This window comes from Streptomyces sp. NPDC059455, from assembly GCF_042750115.1.
In the GTDB taxonomy this organism is placed as follows: Bacteria; Actinomycetota; Actinomycetes; order Streptomycetales; family Streptomycetaceae; genus Streptomyces; species Streptomyces endocoffeicus.
The window spans coordinates 26510-45789 of the sequence record NZ_JBHYVB010000083.1; the positions used below are offsets into that span (position 1 = coordinate 26510).

General features: G+C 70.7%; 19 protein-coding genes. 10 read left to right on the plus strand and 9 right to left on the minus strand.

The genetic code is table 11. The features are described 5' to 3' along the window. The first annotated feature begins 1206 nt into the window (after positions 1-1206). Both ACFXB5_RS27070 and ACFXB5_RS27075 read left to right on the plus strand, forming a co-directional pair. The gene (locus ACFXB5_RS27070) at positions 1207-1509 is read left to right on the plus strand and encodes a hypothetical protein (protein WP_385212321.1); all 303 of its coding nucleotides are present in this window, start codon (positions 1207-1209) and stop codon (positions 1507-1509) included. Between the two features lie 59 nt (positions 1510-1568). After that, on the plus strand, positions 1569-2606 hold the full coding sequence (locus tag ACFXB5_RS27075; protein WP_385212323.1) for an NAD(P)-dependent alcohol dehydrogenase: 1038 nt from the start codon (positions 1569-1571) through the stop codon (positions 2604-2606). A gap of 64 nt (positions 2607-2670) precedes the next feature. Here ACFXB5_RS27075 and ACFXB5_RS27080 read toward each other — a convergent pair whose 3' ends face one another. Next, positions 2671-3354, minus strand: a complete 684-nt coding sequence (locus tag ACFXB5_RS27080; protein ID WP_385212325.1) for a pentapeptide repeat-containing protein — start codon at positions 3352-3354, stop codon at positions 2671-2673. Positions 3355-3743: 389 nt separating this feature from the next. Here ACFXB5_RS27080 and ACFXB5_RS27085 point away from each other — a divergent pair, with 389 nt between their 5' ends. The 5 genes from ACFXB5_RS27085 to ACFXB5_RS27105 all read left to right on the plus strand — a co-directional run bounded on the left by ACFXB5_RS27085 (position 3744) and on the right by ACFXB5_RS27105 (position 7407). Next, on the plus strand, positions 3744-3821 hold the full coding sequence (locus ACFXB5_RS27085; protein ID WP_370443954.1) for a 50S ribosomal protein bL37: 78 nt from the start codon (positions 3744-3746) through the stop codon (positions 3819-3821). Positions 3822-4550: 729 nt separating this feature from the next. Continuing rightward, complete coding sequence (locus ACFXB5_RS27090; RefSeq protein WP_385212326.1) at positions 4551-5726, plus strand: type III polyketide synthase; 1176 nt, start codon at positions 4551-4553, stop codon at positions 5724-5726. Next, positions 5723-6691: an aldo/keto reductase gene (locus tag ACFXB5_RS27095; RefSeq protein WP_385212328.1), complete on the plus strand. Its 969-nt coding sequence runs from the start codon at positions 5723-5725 to the stop codon at positions 6689-6691. The genes ACFXB5_RS27090 and ACFXB5_RS27095 overlap by 4 nt, the downstream gene beginning before the upstream one ends. Then, positions 6688-7125 carry a nuclear transport factor 2 family protein gene (locus ACFXB5_RS27100; RefSeq protein ID WP_385212330.1) on the plus strand — a complete coding sequence of 146 codons (438 nt, stop codon included), beginning with the start codon at positions 6688-6690 and terminating at the stop codon, positions 7123-7125. Before ACFXB5_RS27095 ends, ACFXB5_RS27100 begins: the two co-directional genes overlap by 4 nt. Before the next feature lie 42 nt (positions 7126-7167). Next, positions 7168-7407: a hypothetical protein gene (locus ACFXB5_RS27105; RefSeq protein WP_385212331.1), complete on the plus strand. Its 240-nt coding sequence runs from the start codon at positions 7168-7170 to the stop codon at positions 7405-7407. Here ACFXB5_RS27105 and ACFXB5_RS27110 read toward each other — a convergent pair whose 3' ends face one another. The 3 genes from ACFXB5_RS27110 to ACFXB5_RS27120 all read right to left on the minus strand — a co-directional run bounded on the left by ACFXB5_RS27110 (position 7408) and on the right by ACFXB5_RS27120 (position 10882). Next, the gene (locus ACFXB5_RS27110; protein WP_385212333.1) at positions 7408-8634 is read right to left on the minus strand and encodes a serine hydrolase domain-containing protein; all 1227 of its coding nucleotides are present in this window, start codon (positions 8632-8634) and stop codon (positions 7408-7410) included. A 213-nt stretch (positions 8635-8847) separates the two neighbouring features. After that, on the minus strand, positions 8848-9924 hold the full coding sequence (locus ACFXB5_RS27115) for a tartrate dehydrogenase (protein WP_385212335.1): 1077 nt from the start codon (positions 9922-9924) through the stop codon (positions 8848-8850). A 70-nt stretch (positions 9925-9994) separates the two neighbouring features. Continuing rightward, positions 9995-10882, minus strand: a complete 888-nt coding sequence (locus ACFXB5_RS27120) for a LysR family transcriptional regulator (protein WP_385212337.1) — start codon at positions 10880-10882, stop codon at positions 9995-9997. Positions 10883-11047: 165 nt separating this feature from the next. Here ACFXB5_RS27120 and ACFXB5_RS27125 point away from each other — a divergent pair, with 165 nt between their 5' ends. Further along, complete coding sequence (locus ACFXB5_RS27125; RefSeq protein ID WP_385212339.1) at positions 11048-11950, plus strand: alpha/beta fold hydrolase; 903 nt, start codon at positions 11048-11050, stop codon at positions 11948-11950. Positions 11951-12001: 51 nt separating this feature from the next. On the opposite strand, the gene ACFXB5_RS27130 is transcribed toward ACFXB5_RS27125, so the two are convergent. Further along, positions 12002-13396: an MFS transporter gene (locus ACFXB5_RS27130; RefSeq protein ID WP_385212341.1), complete on the minus strand. Its 1395-nt coding sequence runs from the start codon at positions 13394-13396 to the stop codon at positions 12002-12004. A 135-nt stretch (positions 13397-13531) separates the two neighbouring features. On the opposite strand from ACFXB5_RS27130, the gene ACFXB5_RS27135 reads away from it, so the two are divergent. Both ACFXB5_RS27135 and ACFXB5_RS27140 read left to right on the plus strand, forming a co-directional pair. Continuing rightward, positions 13532-14758 (plus strand): CaiB/BaiF CoA transferase family protein, encoded by a 1227-nt coding sequence (locus tag ACFXB5_RS27135; protein ID WP_385212343.1) that lies wholly within the window; start codon positions 13532-13534, stop codon positions 14756-14758. Continuing rightward, positions 14755-15657, plus strand: coding sequence for a citryl-CoA lyase (locus tag ACFXB5_RS27140; RefSeq protein WP_385212345.1), 903 nt, complete (start codon positions 14755-14757; stop codon positions 15655-15657). The genes ACFXB5_RS27135 and ACFXB5_RS27140 overlap by 4 nt, the downstream gene beginning before the upstream one ends. Positions 15658-15660: 3 nt before the next feature. Here ACFXB5_RS27140 and ACFXB5_RS27145 read toward each other — a convergent pair whose 3' ends face one another. From ACFXB5_RS27145 to ACFXB5_RS27160, 4 genes are all read right to left on the minus strand, one after another. Continuing rightward, positions 15661-16431: an IclR family transcriptional regulator gene (locus ACFXB5_RS27145; protein ID WP_385212347.1), complete on the minus strand. Its 771-nt coding sequence runs from the start codon at positions 16429-16431 to the stop codon at positions 15661-15663. A gap of 105 nt (positions 16432-16536) precedes the next feature. Further along, positions 16537-16968 carry a DUF2267 domain-containing protein gene (locus ACFXB5_RS27150; RefSeq protein WP_385212349.1) on the minus strand — a complete coding sequence of 144 codons (432 nt, stop codon included), beginning with the start codon at positions 16966-16968 and terminating at the stop codon, positions 16537-16539. 22 nt (positions 16969-16990) lie between these two features. Further along, the gene (locus tag ACFXB5_RS27155; protein WP_385212351.1) at positions 16991-18763 is read right to left on the minus strand and encodes an FAD-dependent oxidoreductase; all 1773 of its coding nucleotides are present in this window, start codon (positions 18761-18763) and stop codon (positions 16991-16993) included. Continuing rightward, positions 18763-19026, minus strand: a complete 264-nt coding sequence (locus tag ACFXB5_RS27160) for a UBP-type zinc finger domain-containing protein (RefSeq protein WP_164433908.1) — start codon at positions 19024-19026, stop codon at positions 18763-18765. The genes ACFXB5_RS27155 and ACFXB5_RS27160 overlap by 1 nt, the downstream gene beginning before the upstream one ends. Between the last annotated feature and the right edge of the window lie 254 nt (positions 19027-19280).

Genomic DNA, 19280 nt, shown 5'->3' on the forward strand with positions numbered 1-19280 from the left:
TCTGGTGTACGGGCTGGGACGGCGTCCCAGCGCGGCCGCAGAACTCGGCAGAGGCCATGTCGGGTTCGGCCAGACGCCGGCGCCGCTTCGCCGCGGATCGTTGCAGGTGCGCGCTCGGTCGAGGTCTTCGATGCTGCGAGCGCGGGCGAGCTCACCGTGGGCAGTTCGGCCAGCACCGTCGTCGGTACGTCACCGAGGCTTCCTTGGTGAGCTGGTGTACTCGGGTTGGCCATACACCAGCCGCCTCCGCGGCCTTCCGTACCGACACCCCGGTTGGCCGGCGCTGAGGCGAACTCCCAGTCCCGTTCCTTCTCGGGCTGCTCCAGCCGCCATACGGTCCGTTGTATCCGAGTCATCGCCCGCCGTTCCCGGCACAACTTCCCCCGCCCGTCACCCCTCACCGGCCAAGCCTGTCAGGCTCGACGCGGCGACACAGGGTCTTGAGTAAACTGAACACCCGACCGCTACCCACAGCACAGATCTCCCCGAGGGTCTATTTGCGCCCACTTGCCGTTTCGGAAAGGGCGAGTTTCTGTTCCGGGTCCCGTCGCAAGCTCGAAGGCCGCAGTCGGGCGCGCCCACTCCGTCAGTGTGGGCGTGCTGTAGGCGAGGATCGCCCACGTCTATCAGTAATCGGCTTGGATTCGATCCGGCTGTGCGTGTGATCGGTGCGAACCGAGGTCAGGCGATATGTATCCATGCAGAGTTGTTGCTTGGCGCAGCTTGGGCCCCCGAATTCCGGAGACGATCCTGCTGGGAATCGCTTGCCTGTATTGGATGTGTGAGGCAAGTCACAAATCGCGTCCGCATGGTGGACGTCCATATGTTCGTCTGGTGGACCTCCATGGCGAAGTCCTCGTCTGTGCGCGGGGCTGACGAACTTAGGCACACGTTGGTGCTGCGCCCGGGAAGGTGAAGCCGCGCCAACGCAGGTGTGGGGCAGGGCCAGAAACGTGCGCAGCCATCAAAGTAGCCACACGAGTGGCCTTCCTGCATGTTCGCGCAGGTGGGAGCGTCGGGGTGACACTCCCCGGCGTACAGGCCGACTCGTCCGCCATTCCCCTTTGACCTGGGCTTATGCCTTGCGGTCGCCGGCTTGGCCCAGACGGTCCGCGGGGGCGTAGCCGAGCTTTCGGGATATTGCCCCGGCGGTGCTGAGGTCCAGCTCACCCCGCTCTTGCGCTGGAGTCAACTCCAGCTCGCCTGGTGCAGGCGCTGCGCCGTACCGGCATGTCGGTGGACGACGTGCGGGCCTTCGTACGGATGGGCTCCGGCCTGGAATGGCACGACAGGCGTACGGCTCTCCTGGAGCGGCACGCCGCGGCCATCGAGCAGCAGATCGGTCAGTTGGGTGAGGACCTGGCGGTGGTACGGGAGAAGATCGCGCACCACCGCGACCTGCGACGGCGTGGTCTGGACTGCGAGGACGAGATCGGCACCGCTGCCCCCGACGCCCTCCCTCCGGGCGAAGCGGGCCCGCGAACGACGCGAACGACGCGGGCAACGTGAACGACGCGGGCAACGTGAACGACGCGGGCAACGCGAACAACGGAAGACGGGAATTGAGCATGCGCAAGGTCAGCGGATGGGCGGCTCACACACAAGGCGCGGCGGTGGCCCCGTGGGACTTCGAGCGCCGGAAGCCGCGGGACAAGGACATAGCGGTGCGGGTCCGCTACTGCGGTGTGTGCGCCAGTGACCTGTCCGCGATCCGCCACGGCGACCCGGCTGCCTTCCCGCTCGTGGCGGGTCACGAGATCGTCGGGGAGGTCAGCGCGGTCGGCGACGCGGTCTCGCGGTTCTCGGTCGGCGACCAGGTCGCGGTGGGCAACATCGTCGACTCGTGCCGCACCTGCCCCGCCTGCCGCGCGGGCCGGGAGAACTGGTGCCACGAGGGAGTCACCCTCACCTACGGCGGCATCGACCGCGTCGACGGTTCCCGCACCCAAGGCGGATACTCCACCGAATACGTCGTTGACGAGCACTTCGCCTACCCGCTGCCGAGCGGGCTGGATCCGGCGGGAGTGGCCCCGCTGATGTGCGCGGGCGTCACCACCTACGTGCCGTTGCGCCGCTGGGGCACCGGCCCCGGCCGGACGGTCGGCATAGTCGGCATGGGCGGCCTGGGCCATATCGCCCTCCAACTCGCCCATGCCATGGGCGCCGAGGTCGTGCAGTTCACCACCTCTCCCGACAAGGCCACTGAAGCACGCCGGCTGGGCGCCGACGATGTGGTCTTCTCCCAGGACGAGCAGCAGATGGCCGCGCAGACGGGGCGCTTCGACCTGATCCTCGACACGGTCGGAGCGCCGCACGCGCTGGAGCCCTATCTGAGCGCCCTGGCCATCGACGGGACCCTCTGCCTGGTCGGCATCCCGGAGCAAGACCTGCGGCTCAGCGCGCTCAGCCTGATCGTCGGCGCGAAGAACCTGGCAGGTGCGGGCAGCGGCGGAACCGGCGAAACCCAGGAAATGCTCGACTTCTGCGGCGCACACGGCATCACCGCCGAGACCGAGATCGTGCCCGCGCACGATGTCAGTACCACCCTCGACCGGCTGGCCCGCAACGACGTGCGCTACCGCTTCGTCCTCGACCTGGCCGGCTGAACCGCCTTGAGCCCTCATCCCTGGCGGAAGCGTCCCGAGTCGACGCCTCGCCGCCTGACGCGAGCTACTCGAACTGAATACCCGCCTCTCGTGCCAGACTCAGGGCCAATTCCAGCGACCCTGGGCCTGACGCGATGGCGCCCTTGAGGCTCGCTGCTCCACCAACGTCGATGAGAGTGCAGTTCTTGAACCGCACGGAACCGAGCTGACAGTTCGCCCACTGAGTCCCGGTCAAATCGCAGTTCTCGAACAACACGTTGTGCAACTGGGACGACTGGAAATCCGCCCCTTGCATCCGGCAGTCCGAGAAGGCGACGCTGTAGAGCTTGGTATGCCGGTACATCGCGGGTGTGCTGATGCACCCCTCGAATCGCACATCCCGGAAAGTGCCGTGACTCCATGAGGACCCTGTCATGCGGCTTCCGCTAACTGTGCAGCGGATCAGGGACACGTCGTGAGCGGTTACTTGTGCGAAGTCGCAGGTGTTGAACGTGCAGTCGGCAAATTGGCTTCGGCGTAGGCTCGCGCCGGTGAAGCGCAGGTTCTCGAAGGCGCAGCCCTCGGCTTCGGCGGCCTCTACTTCAAGGCCGATGAAGTGAGTGCCGTCAAACTTGACTCCCTTGATGATCGCATCGTCGTCGAGGTCATCGGCCGGAATTTCAGCAGGCCGTAGAGTTGGCGCGATATGGGGAGCCGTGGGGTGCTTGATACGGGTGACGTTGGCGCCTCGCTGGGTGACCTGAGCCATGTGTATTCCGTCCATTCGCCGGGTTATGCGGAACGCTGAGACGCAGTCTAGGGAGAAATTCTTCGTCGGCGATGGGCAGTTGCGCTCTTCGAATGAGTGACCGGTGATGTCACGTTGCTCGGACGCGTGGGCCGCGGTGTACTCGGCCCGAGTGGATTGAGCAGTGGGGCGGGCTCTGCTGGTGTTCGCTCCGCGTCGTCCCGCGCGGCCCGCGGTCCCCTCCAGTAGAGGCGGTGCTGGTCCGGCCCATGATGGTGATGCGCGGCGTGAGGTGTTTCACGGAGGGGCGTGACGTGCCGGGGGGCTGGGTAAGCGCGCCGCGATCATCGCTTGGGATGCCGAGGTAATCGGTACACATAGGGCGAAAGCATTGCCGCAAAGGAGGCGACATGTCGTCGAAGCGACGTCGTAAGAAGAAGGCCCGTCGTAAGAACGGAGCCAATCACGGCAGCCGTCCCCAGTCCTGACCTGGGGCTTCTGCCGAGTGACGGCGACGGGCTCCCCGAGCGTGTGGCGCCGCTGCGCCCGGGCACGGGGAGCCCGTCAGTCGATCTATGAGGGATCCGAGCTGTCTGGGCCGCCTCCGGCCCCGCCCTATACGACTCCAGTGTCCGCTCGTCTCCCGCCACCACCAGAATCCGGCCGACGGTGGCCGGCTCCAGGCCGTTCGGCATGGTGAAGCGGGTGGTGATCGGTTCGCCGGTGAGGGCGGTGAGCGGTGCCAGGGCCGCGGCCAGGTCGGTGGCGTAGACGCGCGCGTAGGTGCGGAGGATACGCATGCTCAGCAGCGAGGTGTGATCCGCCGGGCATCCCCGTCGCCACGGGGGCGCGTGCGGTTGCGGGGTGCGCTTGTTGTGCGCTGTGGTTCGCGGGATGGAGGGGGAGCGCGCTGCGCGTTCGCGGCCGGGTGAAGGGCGGGAAGAGGGTGGTGTGCTCCCGCCGCGCGCTTCGTAGCGCGCGATCGCGCTTCGTAGTTCCGATTACTTCCGGGGCGAAGTGTGAGCGCCTCCCCGGGGGGTGTCGTATCTGGGGAAGATGATGGGTCAGGGAGCCTCCTGCCCCGTCCCGGCGTCGCCGGGGCGCAAGTGGAGTGATGTGTGAGCGAGCCTCCACCGTGTGCGGCACGATCTTGCCCGTCCTGAAGTTCACGGTCGGTTCCGCCTCTTTCTTACCTTCCGTGAGCAAGGGAGTGCACCATGGCAGTGCTGTGCCGACCGGCGGTGTGGGTGCCGGAGAACACCATCTCGATGGAGGAGACGCTGGCGCTGGCGCGCCGGCTGCACGCCGGACACGCGAAGCTTCCGCTGGTTCTGCGGATGATCAGGAACACCGGGGTGGCGAAGCGGCATCTGGTCCAGCCGCTGGCCGTCACCCTGACGCATCCGGGGTTCGAGGCCCGCAATCGCTTCTATGTGAGCGAGGCCCATGCCCGGGTCCCGGACGTGGTCAAGCAGGCGCTGTCCTCGGCGGAGGTGACGGCGCGGGACATCGACACGATCGTGTTCGTCTCGTGCACCGGTTTCACGATGCCGCCCCTGACCTCGTGGATGATCAACCAGCTGGGTTTCCGCTCCGACACCCGGCAGATCCCCATCGCGCAGCTGGGCTGTGCGGCCGGCGGGGCCGCCATCAACCGGGCGCATGACTTCTGCCGCGCGTACCCGGGAGCCAATGTGCTGATCGTGGCGTGCGAGTTCTGCTCGCTGTGCTACCAGCCGGACGACCTCGACGTCGGCTCACTGCTGTCCGACGGGCTGTTCGGTGACGCGATCGCCGCGGCGGTCATGCGTGGCAGCGGCGGGGAGGGGATGCGGCTGGTGGGCAACGCCTCGCATCTGGTGCCGGGCACCGAGGACTGGATCGCGTACGAGGTGAAGGCCAGCGGATTCCACTTCCGGCTGGACAAGCGGGTCCCGGGCACCATGAACGTGCTGGCCCCCGCCCTGCATACGCTCGCCGGCACCCACGGCTGGGATGCCACCGACCTGGACTTCTACATCATCCACGCCGGTGGGCCCCGCATCCTGGACGACCTGTGCCGCTATCTGAAGGTGCCGCCGGACGCCTTCAGACACAGCCGCGCCACCCTCACCGAGTACGGCAACATCGCCTCGGCCGTCGTCTTCGAGGCGCTGCGCCGCCAGTTCGACGAGGGGTTGCCCCCGGGGGCGCGCGGTCTGCTGGCCGGGTTCGGGCCCGGTATCACCGCCGAATCCTGCCTCGGCACCTGGGAGCACTCCGACCGGGTACGGTCCGGCCGCCGAACGGGCAACGTCGACGCCTTACCGGTCAGGCTTCCCGTCCCTTCCGAGCCCGACCTGCACAGTGAAACCCCATCCCCGCACAAGCCCAAGAATCGAGGATCCGCGTGACCGCGTCCATTCCGCATGTGCCCGAGACCGCGTCCACCCTGTCCCTGGGGGGAGACCTGACGGTCAACCGGCTCGGCTACGGTGCCATGCACCTGACCGGACCCGGCGTCTGGGGCCCGCCCGAGAACCCGGATCAGGCCGTACGCCTGTTGCGTCGCGCCGTGGACGACCTCGGCGTCAACTTCATCGACACCGCCGACTCCTACGGTCCCGGCTACAACGAGGAGCTCATCCGGAAGGCCCTGCATCCCTACCCGGACCATCTGGTGATCGCCACCAAGGGCGGCATGCTGCGCACCGGCCCCGACGACTGGGTGCGGGCCGAGGGCCGCAACCCCTACATCGTCGCCTTGGGCAGACCCGAATATCTGCGCCAGCAGGTCGAGGTCAGCCTGCACCGCCTCGGCCTGGAGCGCATCGACCTCTATCAGCTGCACCGTATCGACCCCCTGGTACCGCTCGAGGACCAGCTCGGGGCACTCGCCGAGCTGCGGGAGCAGGGCAAGATCCGCCATATCGGACTGTCCGGCCAGCCCGAGGTCACCATCGAACAGCTCGAACAGGCCGCCGAGATCGTGGACATCGTGGCGGTGGAGAACCTCTACAACATCGCCGACCGGTCCGGCGAGTCGATCCTCAGATACGCCGAACAGCGCGGCATGGTCTTCATCCCGTGGTTCCCGCTCGGCCATGGCGACCTGGTCGGGCCCGGTGGTGTCCTCACCAAGGCCGCTGAACGGTACGGGGTCACCGGAGCTCAGCTGGGGCTGGCCTGGCTGCTGCGCCACGCCTCCAACACCCTCCTCATTCCCGGCACCACATCGGTGGCCCACCTGGAGGAGAACCTCCGGGCCGACGAGGTCCGGCTCACCGACAGCCAGTGGGACGAGATCGAAGCACTCTGCGCCACGGTCACCCCGTGGCGGCCCAAGCCGGTGCGGAAGCACCGGGGAGGGGCGCGATGACCCGCGCCCCCAAGCGAGCGGCCGAGCATCCGCACACCGAGATCCTGCGCACCATCTACCGGGATCTGACCAGGATCGTCGACTTCGCCGCGGCCGACATCGTGCTGCACCGTGCGGACCGGACCGCGGAGGACCCCCGGGTGCGCCGTGGCATCAGGGCCGTGCGCGCCCATGAGCAGGCACTCATCCGCATGACCCAGTACACCCTGGTCATGGACGTGGAGCACATCGTGGCCAACGACCACTTCGGCACCGTCCTCGGCGTGCTGCGAGCCCAGCGCCCCCGTGAGCTCTCCGTACCGTTCTGCGGTCTGTGGCGGTTCGTCGACGGCCGGATCGTCGAGCACTGGGAGAACGCCTCGTGCGGACCGGACGAACTGCGGCGCCTGTTCACCCCACCCCCCTCGTTCTGGCCTCTGGCTGACGCCGGCTGACGGAAGACCCGGCTCATGGGGGCCCAGTCCATCGGAGCCCTCATGAACCCCTCCGACCGCATCGCCTCACCGACGCGCGAAACCCGGGTCATGGCCTTCCTGGACGACGGCCATGACCTGCCCGGCGCACCGGTCGGCGAACCGAACCTGACGGTACGAGAGCTGCTCATCGCGGTGTACCGGGCGAGCGTTCCGTGTCCTGCCGCGCCCCTGGCCGGTGCCGGTCCTCGGCGGACCGGGGTACGGGGTGCCATCGGGGACCGCGACGAGCTGGCCGCCTGACTATCCGCGGCGGCTCTCGCGGAGGGCCGTCTGGACGGCGGCCTTCATGTCGGCGTCCTGGGCGTCCGTGCCGCCCGGGTTGAGGTTCACCATGACCGTCGCCTGCCTGCCGTCGGCCGTGGCGCCGCCCACCGTTCCGTATCCGGGGATGTCGCCGCCGTGGCCCCAGTAGAGGCCGCCGCAGGGCAGCGGCCTGCTCTCCAGACCGAGGCCGTACGCCCGGCCGTCGGGGTTGCCGGTCGGGCGGGTCGTCATCATCTGCCGCTGTTGCGCCGGGCCCAGCAGCTTGCCGCGTACGAGTGCGTCCAGGAAGCGGTTGAGGTCGGTGCCGCTGGAGATCATGCCGCCGCCCGCGCCCGCGACCGAGGGGTTGATGGCGGTGATGTCCCTGAGCGGCGCGTTCTCGCCCGGCCGTACATAGCCGCGCGGATGCGGTCCGGGGATCGTCGGGGCGTCGCCCGGTACGTATGTCTCGCGCAGCCCGAGTGGTGTGATGACGCGCCGGTGGATCTCCTCGCCGTACGTATGGCCGGTGACCCTTTCGATGAGCAGGCCGGCCAGCAGGTAGTCCGTGTTGGAGTAGCGCCAGTCGGTGCCGGGCTCGAAGGTCGGGGGGTGGGCGAGTGCGATGTTCACGAGGTCGCGGGTGTCGTGGTGGGCGAGGGGGTCCTTGAGGATCTCCTGCGGGGTGAGGTAGGCCAGATAGTCGGGGATGCCGCTGGTGTGCTGGAGCAGCTGGCGGACGGTGATGATCCGCCCGTCGTTCCCGTGTCCGCGGATGACACCGGGCAGATAGCGCTCCACCGGCGCGTCGAGGACGACGCGATGCTCTCCCACCAGCTGGAGCACGACCGTCGCCACAAACGGCTTGGTCATGCTGCCGATCCGGAACCTGCTGTCGCGGCGCATCGGCGCGTGGCTCTTCACATTCGCGACGCCGCTGGTCAGGACCGTGCTGCCGTGCCGGTTCCGCGTCTCCACGAGCGCTCCGGGCGCGCCGTCGACCGTGGTCAGCCGGTGCAGGATTTCGCGCAGGCCAGGGGTGTGGTCGGCGGCGGTGCTCGATTCCGCGGAGGTGTTCCGCCGTGGTGTGTCGTGACGCGTCGGCCCCACCGCCGAGACACCCTTCGCCGCCGCGACACTCTTCGGGGCCGCCGCCGCGGCGCCCGCCACCACCGCCAGTGTGAGTCCGCCACCCAGCACCCGCCTGCGCTTGACCACGTTCATGCGATCCCCCTCGAAGCCCCATTGCGACCGAATGGTCACGTTAGAGACCGCCGAGCCCGGGATCGATCCGGCCAGCCACCCCCGTCGTCCTGGGGACAACCCCACTACGGCCGGTAGCGGGCCCCACCTTCGCCGGGGTGGTTTTGGCCACGCGGAACCGGACCGAGTGGTCGTCGAGCGTGAACCGACACGCCGCGCCATGCGGTCATTCTGTCATCGGAGCAGTTCGAGCAGCGCGTCGGTGAACTCCTCGGTGGTGGCCGTGCCGCCCAGGTCCGGGGTGCGGACGGGGGTCTTCGCCAGGACGGTCGCGATGGCGTCGGTGACGTGGGTGGCCGCCTCGGGGTGGCCGAGGTGGTCGAGCATCATGGCGGCTGACCAGATCGCGCCGAGCGGGTTGGCGATACCGCGTCCGGCGATGTCGGGGGCGGAGCCGTGGACGGGCTCGAACATGGACGGGAAGTCGCGTTCGGGGTTGAGGTTGGCCGCGGGGGCGATGCCGATGCTGCCCGCGACCGCGGCGGCGAGGTCGCTGAGGATGTCGCCGAAGAGGTTGGAGGCCACGACGACGTCGAACCGCCGCGGGTCGAGGACGAACTTGGCCGCGAGGGCGTCGATGTGCTCCTGGCCCCAGGCCACCTCCGGGTGCGCGGCGGCGCGTTCGGCCACCAGCTCGTCCCAGAACGGCATGGTGTGGATGATGCCGTTGGACTTGGTGGCCGAGGTGAGCCGGCCGCCGCGCCGCTCGGCGAGGGCGAAGGCGTAGTCGAGGACGCGGGTGACGCCCTTGCGGGTGAACACCGCTTCCTGGACGGCCATTTCCTCCGGCAGCCCCCGCCCGAGACGGCCGCCGATCTCGCCGTACTCGCCCTCGACGTTCTCCCGGACGACGACGAGGTCGACATCGCCGGGGCCCGCGTCGCGCAGTGGGCTGGGCACGCCCTCGAAGACGCGGATGGGGCGCAGATTGACGTACTGCTGGAAGCCCCGGCGGATGGGGATCAGCAGGCCCCACAGCGAGACATGGTCGGGGACACCGGGGTAGCCGACCGCGCCGAGCAGGATCGCGTCATGGCCGCGCAGCTGGTCAAGACCGTCGTCGGGCATCATCGCGCCGAGGTCGGCATAGCGCTCGCAGGACCAGTCGAACGTCTCGTACGTGAAGCCGAGGCCGTGCCGGGCGGCGACGGTGTCCAGGACGCGGCGGGCGGCCGGGATGACCTCGTTGCCGATGCCGTCGCCGGGGATCAGGGCGATGCGGTGGGTGGTGGTCGTGCGGCGGTTCGTCATGGAGGGGATTGCAGCAGGGGAGCGACTTCCGCGTCCAAGACGCAGATCGCATGGGTCTTATAGGCCCGCCCTATGAGGTTCCATGAGCTTCCATGGCGGTGCCGACGAACGCCTCCGCCGCCGGTGTCAGCGGCGCCCGCCTGCTGACCAGGGCGATATGCAGACTGGTGCTCGGCTCCAGCTCCAGCACCAGGGCCCCCGCCCGCTCCGCGAGGCCGCGCCAGGCGTCGGCCACCACCGCCAGGCCGACGCCCCGCAGCACCAGCGGAAGGATCGACACCCGGTGCTCGGTCTCGACCACGACGGTCAGCGCGACGCCCTCGGCGACCAGATCGTCGACGTAGCGGCGCATCCCGGTGCCCTTCTGGCCCACGATCAGCCGGTGTCCGGACAGCTGCTCATGGCGCACCGGCACCCCGGGGCGGAACGGCCCGTCCGGGGGTGTCAGCAGCACGAAGCGCTGCTCGACCAGCGGATAGGTGCGCACATCGCCCTGCGGTACGGGGTCGGGGGAGGCCAGCAGCCCCAGCTCGCATACGCCGGTGCGCACCATCTCCGTCACATCGCGCGGGGTGAACGCGGCCTGCACGCGTACGGACACCGCGGGATGGGCGCGGGCGAAGCGGTCGATCATCCCCGCCAGCGGCTCCACGGCCTGGGAGGGCGGGGCCGCGATGTCCACTTGGCCGCCGCGCAGCCCGTGCACCGACTCCACACTGGCCCGTGCGAGCTGGAGGCTGCGCACCGCCTCCCGCGCCGGTCCGATCAGCGCGGTGCCCGCGTCGGTGAGGACCGCCCGGCGGCCGATGCGGTGGAAGAGGTCGCTGCCCAGGTCGCGCTCCAGGGCGCGGACGGCCTGGGAGAGGGACGGCTGGGACAGATACAGCGCGGCGGCGGCCCGGTTGAACCCGCCGTGGTCCACCACGGCCAGGAAGTACTCCAGCTGCCGCACATCCACCGCGCCGCCTCCCCGCGCCTCGCCGCTCCCGCCACCTTCGGCACGTTCGGCGTCTTCGGCACCTTTGGCATCTTCGGCGCCCGCACACTTCCATAGGTGTTGCTTATAAGCATTGTCGTCAACGGGTCTTGGACGCGCACCGCGGGCGGCTGCTGGGATCGGGCCATGAGCGATCAGCTGCTGGGCGACTTCGACCGCCGCACCGTCCATGTCGAGGGGGTGGGAATCAACGTACGCACCGCCGGGGACGGGCCGCCGGTCCTCCTCCTGCACGGCTATCCGCAGACCCATACGATCTGGCACCACATCGCCCCGGCGCTCGCCGCCACCCACCGCGTGATCCTGACCGATCTGCGCGGCTACGGCGACAGCGACAAGCCCGGGTCCGACGCCGAGCACACCCCGTACTCCAAGCGGGCCATGGCGCGCGACCAGCTGCTGGTGATGCGGGAGCTGGGCTTCGACCGGTTCGCGGTGGTCGGCCACGACCGGGGCGGCCGGGTGGCCCATCGGATGGCCCTCGACCATCCGCGGGCGGTCTCCGCGCTCGCGGTCCTGGACATCGTGCCCACGCGGTACGTCTTCCAGCACGCCGACAAGGACTTCGGCCTTGGCTACTTCCACTGGTTCTTCCTGGCGGCGGACCACGGCATCCCGGAGCACCTCATCGGCCAGGACCCCGCGTTCTGGATCCGCACCCGGATGGGGGCGCGCCACCGTGGCGGAACCCCGTTCGACGAGGCGGCTCAGGCCGAGTACATCCGCTGCTTCTCGGATCCCGCGGCCATCCACGCCAGCTGCGAGGACTACCGCGCCGCCGCCTCCATCGACCTGGTCCACGACGACGCGGACGCCGCAGCGGGCCGCCGGGTCACCGCACCGCTGCTGGCCCTGTGGGGCGCGCACGGTTTCGTCGGCCGCCACTACGACGTACCGGAGGTCTGGCGCGGTTACGCCGACGATGTGCGCGGGCAGGCCCTGCCGTGCGACCACTACCTCCCCGAGGAGGCGCCGGACGAGACGCTGCGCCATCTGCGGGCGTTCCTCGGGGACGAGGGGAGTGCCTGACCGCGACCAGGGAGTGCCTGACCGGGGACGAGGGGAGTGCCTGACCGGGGATCACGGCGCCGCCTGGAGGTTCTGCTCCGGTGCGGCCTTCTCCTCGGCCGGGTCGGCGGCTCCGCGCGTCTCCCGCGCCAGTGCCACCGTGACCACGGTGAGCGCGCTCATCAGGGCGATGAAGACGACCACGCCGGTGACGCTGTGGTCGAACCAGAGCAGCAGGGCGGACGCGAGCATGGGCGCGAGGCCGCCGGTGAGCACGGTGCCGATGTTGTTGGCGATGCCGACCGCGCTGAACCGGACGGTGGTGTCGAAGAGTTCGGCGAAGAACGCGGGCTGGGAGCCGAGGACGGCGGACTGGCCGATGCCCAGGGTGAGGAAGAGCGCGAGCCAGATGGCCCAGGTGTGTCCGCCGTCGATCACCGTGAAGAACGGCCATGCGGCGGCCAGCAGCACCAGGGCCCCGCCGATCGAGACCGGGCGCCGCCCGACGCGGTCGGAGAGCGCGCCGAAGGCCGGCACCGTCACCAGTTTCACGGCCGCGACCAGCGAGATGCCGCTGAGGAGTGCGGCGGTCGGCAGTCCGCGGTCCTCGGCGTAGGTGACCGAGAAGGTGCCGAAGACGTAGTAGCCCGCGTTCTCGGCGGCGCCCGCGCCGATCACGATCAGCATCTCCTTGGGGTAGCGGCGCCAGGCGGCGACGCAGCGGCTCTCGGCGATCCGCTGCCGCAGCGGGCGGTCGGACTTCGCGGCGCTCTGGCCCGCCTGCCGGGTGTCCTGCCGCGCCTGCTGGAACTCGGCGGTCTCCGGCAGCGAGCGGCGCACCCAGAGGCCGAAGAAGGTCAGACCCGCGCTGAGCAGGAAGGGAATCCGCCAGCCCCAGGAGAGGAAGGCGTCCTCGGACAGCAGCCCGGTGGTGAGCGCGAAGGCGCCGGTGGACAGGAGGGTGCCGGTGCCGGTGCCGATCGCGGGCAGTGAGGTGAGCAGTCCGCGCCACTTGGGCGGTGCGTTCTCGAAGAGGATGATCAGCGCTCCGGTCTTCTCGCCGCCCGCGGCGAAGCCCTGGACGAAGCGCAGCAGTGTCAGCAGCACCGGCGCGGCGACGCCGATCTGCGCGTGGGTCGGCAGCAGTCCGATGGCCGTGGTGGCGAGCCCCATCATCAGCAGGGTGGCGACCAGCACGCCCTTGCGTCCCTGGGTGTCGCCCCGCTCCCCGAAGTAGGCGCCGCCCAGGGGCCGGGCGAGGAAGCCGATGGCGAAGGTGCCGTAGGCGAGGACCGTGCCGACCAGCGGATCGCTGTCCGGGAAGTAGACCTTGTTGAAGACGAGGGCGGCCGCGGTTCCGTAGAGGGCGAAGTCGTACCACTCCACCGTGGTGCCGAAGACGGCGGCGAGGGCGACCTTGGGCTGGAAGACCGGCCTTCTGGTGGCGGAACTGCCGGTGTGCGTCATTGGGGGACTCCCTTGTCACCGTGGATCGAGTACCACTGTGTGGTTCGCTTGTGCCACTTGATGGTTCGGTGATGTTATGGAGGCACACACCCCGTGGCAAGGGGTCACACCCCGATTCGCGCTGGAGGTCCTCCGTTGAGCACGCCCGCCCCCGCCGCCCCGCCACCCCTGCTCGACGGCATCCGGGTCCTGGATCTGACCAATGTCCTCGCCGGGCCCTTCGCCGGATATCAGCTCGCCCTCCACGGCGCCGACGTCCTCAAGGTCGAGATGCCGGGGGCCGGGGACCTGGCCCGCCAACTGGGCGCCGACCGGCAGCTGAGCGAGGATCTGCTGGGCGCGTCGTTCCTGGCCCAGAACGCCGGGAAGCGCTCGCTGACCCTGAACCTCAAGGAGGACGAGGGGCGCGCGGCCCTGCTGCGCGCGGTGCGGGAGTCCGACGTCCTCCTCGAGAACTTCCGCCCCGGGGTGATGGACCGGCTGGGCGTCGGCCGCGAGGTCCTCATGCGGGAGAACCCGCGGCTGATCTACTGCGCCGTCTCCGGCTTCGGCCAGACCGGACCGCTGAGCGCCCGGCCCGCCTACGACCAGATCGTGCAGGGCCTCTCCGGGATGATGAGCGTGACCGGCACCCCCGAGGTCAGCCCGCTGCGCGCCGGTTTCCCGGTCGCCGACACCCTGGGCGGCATGGCCGCCGCCTTCGCCGTGGCGGCGGCCCTGGTACGCCGGGAGCGCACCGGAAGCGGTGCGTATCTGGACGTCTCCATGCTGGAGGCCGCGCTCACCGCGATGGGGTGGGTGACCTCCAACTACCTGATCACCGGCCGCCCGCCGCGGCCCATGGGCAATGAGAACTTCACCGCCGCGCCGTCGGGGACGTTCCGCACGGCGGACGGATACCTCAACATCGCGGCCAACCGCCAGCAGCAGTTCGCCACCCTGTGCCGGCTCATCGGCCGTGCGGAACTGCTGGACGACGAGCGGTTCGCGCACCCCGCGGACCGCAAGGCCCACCGCGAGGAGCTCCGCGCCGAGATCGAGAAGGGGCTCGCCGAGCGGACCGCGGGGGAGTGGGAGGAGATCCTCGCCGACGCCGGGGTCCCGGCCGCGCGGGTGCTGTCCGTACCCGACGCGCTGGGCCTGGAGCAGCTCGCGGAGCGGGACTTCGTCCGCACACTGCCCTTCCCGGACGGGCGGACGCGCGAACAGCGCGTCCTGGGCAGCCCGTTCCGGGTCGACGGCGAACCGGCGGCCGCGACCGCCCCGCCACCGCTGCTGGGCCAGCACACCGACCAGGTCCTGGCCGAACTCGGCTACACCCCGAAGGAGATCGACGCGATGAAGGAGCGTGGTGCGATATGACCCGCCCGTCCGGAGAGCCAACGGCCACGACGGTTCCGAGGGACGTCACCGACTGGTGGGCCACCGCCGTCAGCCGCATCCGGCCGGGCGAGATCCTGCTGCGCGGCTACCCGGTCGAGCAGCTGATCGGCCAGGTGTCGTTCGCCGAGACCGTCTGGCTGCTGCTGCGCGGCGAGCTGCCCACCCGGACGCAGGGCCGGCTGCTGGAGGCCGCGCTCGTCGCCGCCGTCGACCACGGGCCCCAGGCCCCGTCGATCGCCGCCGCCCGGATGGCGGCCACCTGTGGACTGGGGCTGAACAACGCGGTGGCCACCGGGGTGAACCTGCTGGGGGACGTCCACGGCGGGGCCGGTCAGCAGTGCATGGAGGTCCTGGCCGGGCTGGAGGAGGCCGTGGCCGCGGGGGCGGACCTCGACGACGCCGCGAAGAACCTGGTGGCGGAGTACCGCGCCACGCGCTCCCATGTCCCGGGCTTCGGCCACCGCTTCCACCCGTACGACCCGCGCCGCACCCCGCTGCTCGACCTGGTGGGCGCGGCGGTGGCGGACGGCGAGGCGCCGGGCTGGGCGCTGCGCGCCGGGACGGCCCTGGAGCGGGCGCTGGCGGAGGGCCGCAGCCGTCCCGTGCCGATGAACATCGACGGCGCCACCGCCATCGTCTACAGCGAACTCGGCTTTCCGTCCGAGCTCGGACGCGGGCTGTTCGTGCTCTCCCGCAGCGTCGGCATCCTCTCCCACGCCTGGGAGGAGAAGTCCGGCGGGGCCAGGATCAAGGGCCCGCTGCCCCGGCGGCTGCTGCCCTCGTACGAGGGCCCCGCGCCCCGGGACCTCGACCGGCCGGAGAGCGGCGGGAACAGCGCCGGAAGTACCGGAAGCGCCGGAAGCGCCGGAAGCGCCTGAACGTCAGCCGCTCCCGCCGAGGAACCCCAGCTCCGACAGCCGCTTCGCGGCCTCGGTCAGCGCCGGGCGGAACGACTCGACGCGCTCCTCGGTGAAGCGGCTGGTGGGCCCGCCGAGGCCCACCGCGGCGACGACCTGCCCGGCCGCGTCGGTGACGGGTGCGGCCACGGCGGACACCCCGTCCTCGCGCTCACCGTGGCTGACCGCCCAGCCCCGCTCCGCGGCGAGGCGCGCCCGGGTCTCCAGGACGGAGGCGAAGTCGGGGCCGCGCCCGGCCGCCGAGGCCACCCGGTTCAGCGTCCGGGACGAGCCGCCGATGAGCAGGACGTGCCCGGAGGCACCGGCCCACAGGGGCATCTCCTCGCCGATGCGCACCACATGGCGCAGCTGCTGGGTGCCCTCGTGCTGGGCCACGCACACCCTGGAGCCACCCTGGCGGATGTAGATCCGAGAGGATTCGCCGCCCGATCGGACCGAGAGGACGCGCAGACACTCCACCGCCTCCGGGGGCAGCCGCCAGGCGTCCTGGGCGAGCGCCGCCCAGCGCAGCAGACCCGCGCCGGGGGTGAGCCTGCCGTCCCCCCGGCTCCACAGCAGCCCGCGCTGCTCCAGCGTGGCCACCAGCCGGACCACGGTGGACTTGGCCAGCCCGGTGGCGTCGGTCAACTCCCGTACGCTGCGGGAGCGGTGGGACTCGTCGAACAGGGCGAGCAGATCCAGTGCGCGCAGGACGCTCCGTACGCCCTCGCCGCCCTCTCCGGCCGCCGTCCCCATCGCCGTCCTCCTCGCCGCACACCGCATGAGCCGCCCATCGGTGCGACGGTACCACCAGGCGGTCCAGTGGGCCGGAGTCGGCTACGGGGCTACGCGGGTATGCGGCTACGCCGGTATGACCGTGACCAGGTCGGCGGGCATCCGGCCCCGGAGATCATCCCACTCGCCCTCGCTGATATGGCGCTGCAGGGCCTCCAGGACGGTGTGGACCAGCTGTTCGGTGTCGCCCTGGACCGAGTACGGGAAGTCGTGCCTGATCCGCTGGAAGAACTCCTCGCTGTGCATCTTCACGGGCGTCTCCGCGGGTCTCCACCCCTCGTAGTACATGCCGCGCACCAGCATCGGGAGCTGTGCGCCGAACTGGACGGCCTCGTCCACCGTCAGCCGGTCCCGCAGCTGGTGCAGCACCGCGCGCAGGGCGGCGTAGGACTGTTTACGGCGCTCCTTGGGCCAGCCGTACGCGTCCTCGATCTCCTTGAGGAGCCGGTTGGTCTTGTCGACGGTCGTGTCGAACGCGGGAAAGCCTGTCGCAACCATCGTGCTTCGTCCTTTCGGTGCCTCAGAAGCCTCCTGGGGCGCTGGGGTGGCGGATGGGTGTCGGATCGCCGCCCGGGCGGGTCAGGTCGGCGGCGGTGTGGCCGAGGTGGTCATGGACGTGGTGGACGGCCATCGCCCCCTCACCGGCCGCCGAGGCCACCCGCTTGACCGAGCCGCTGCGCACATCACCGGCGGCGAAGACCCCCGGCAGACTGGTCTCCAGTCGCAGACAGCGGCGGCCCCGGCCCTCCCAGACACCGGCCGCCGCCCGTGCCTCGGCCTCGGCGCCGGTCAGCACGAAGCCCCGGTCGTCCAGGGCCAGGGCGCCGGCGAGCCAGGCGGTGCAGGGCTTGGCCCCGATGAAGACGAACAGCGAGCAGGCGTCCAGGACGCGGCGCTCCCCGGTGCGGCGCCGCTCCACCACGACCGCCCGCAGGGAGTCGTCGCCGCGCACCTCGCGGACCTCGGTGTCCAGGGCCACGGTCACCCGTGGATGGCGCTCGATCTGGTCGACCAGATAGCGGGACATCCGGGAGCCCAGATACGAGCCCCTGATCAGCAGGTGCACCCGGGGCACCCGTTCGGCGAGGAAGAGCGACGCCTGGCCCGCGGAGTTGCCGCCGCCGACCACCACGACCGGGTCGTCGCCGCACTGCCGCGCCTCGTAGACGGTGGCCGCGTAGTAGACGCTCGCCCCCTCCAGCCGCTCGATCCCGGGCACCTCCAGTCTGCGGTACCGGGCGCCGGTGGCCAGGACGACGGTGCGGCACCGCGTCTCGCCGCCGTCGGCGAAGGTGACGCGGTAGTGGCCCTCGTCCGGTTCGAGGGAGGTGGCCTCCGCCGGGACGCTCGTCCGGGTCCCGAACATGCGCGCCTGGAGCACACCGCGCTCGGCGAGTTCGGAGCCGGAGATCCCGGCCGGGAAGCCGAAGTAGTTCTCGATCAGGGACGAGGTGCCGGCCTGGCCGCCGGTGGCGAAGGCGTCCACGAGCGTGGTGCCCAGCCCGTCGGAGGAGCCGTAGACCGCGGCGGCGATCCCGGCCGGGCCGGAGCCGACGACCAGCAGATCGCAGTGGCCGCAGGTGCCCGCCGACGGGGAGAGGCCGATGAGCCGGGCCAGTTCGGCGTTGCCGGGGTTGCGCAGCACCTGGTGCTCGCGCCAGATGACGATCGGGGTGTCCTCCGGGCTGACCGAGACGCGGCGCAGCAGCGTCTCGGCCTCCTTGTCCGCCTCCAGGTCGATCCAGCGGTGCGGCAGATGGTTCCGGGCCGCGAACTCGCGCAGCCGCCGGGTGTCGGGCGAGTAGCGCGAGCCGAGGATGCGGAACCCGGCGCCCGCCCCGACCAGCAGGGCGCGGCGGCCCAGATAGGCGCGGAGGATGAGGTTGCCGAGGACCGGGGCGCGGGCCACCAGCACCCGCAGCCGGTCCACCGGAACGGCCAGCACCTCCCCGGCCTCCCGGGCGTGGGCGGCGAAAAAGGCCGCCTGCCCCTGGAGCAGGGCCAGTTCGCCGAGGAAGCGTCCCGGGCCGTGCACCCTCAGCACCCGCTCGTCCGGGGTGCCGTGCTGCTCGGTGATCGCGATGGTGCCGCTGAGGACGACGAGGAAGTCCGTGCCCCGGTCGCCCTCGCGGATGACCGCCTCACCGGCCGCCACCGGCCGGCGGGTGCCGTGTGCGGAGAGGAACGCGATCTGCTGGTCCGTCAGCCGCGGAAACGCGCCGTACAGATCCGGGGTCTCGTCCGGTGCCGCGCACTCCGCCGCGGTGTCCGGGGGCCGGTCCTCGCCCGACATCAGGCCATGGCCTCGTGGGCGTAGCACCACCGCCAGGTCTCGCCCGGCTCCATGGGCTCGACGATGGGGTGTTCCTCGGCGTACGCGTGGGCTCGGGCGTGCTTGAGCGGCGAGGAGTCGCAGCATCCCACGTGCCCGCAGGTCAGGCAGAGCCGCAGATGGACCCAGGGGGACCCCAGGCGCAGGCACTCCTCGCACCCCTCGGGGCTGCGCGGGGTGACCTGGCGCACCATCGACAGATGCGGATCGGGCTCGATGGCCATGGCGTTCACCCTTTCTCGTTTCCAGGATGAGCAGGGACGGGACGGCCCGCACCTCGAACCGCGGGGCGGTCCGGGAGGTGCGGCCGACGGCTTGGCGGGACGGTCCGGTGCGGCATGGCGCTCACGCGGCCTTCCCGAGTCCGGCGATCTCCGGGTGGCGTTCGTAGCTGACCGCCAACTCGCCGTGCTGGGCGTCCACCTTGACGGTGGTGCCCTCGTCGACGTCGCCGCGCAGCAGGGCGCGTCCGATGAGG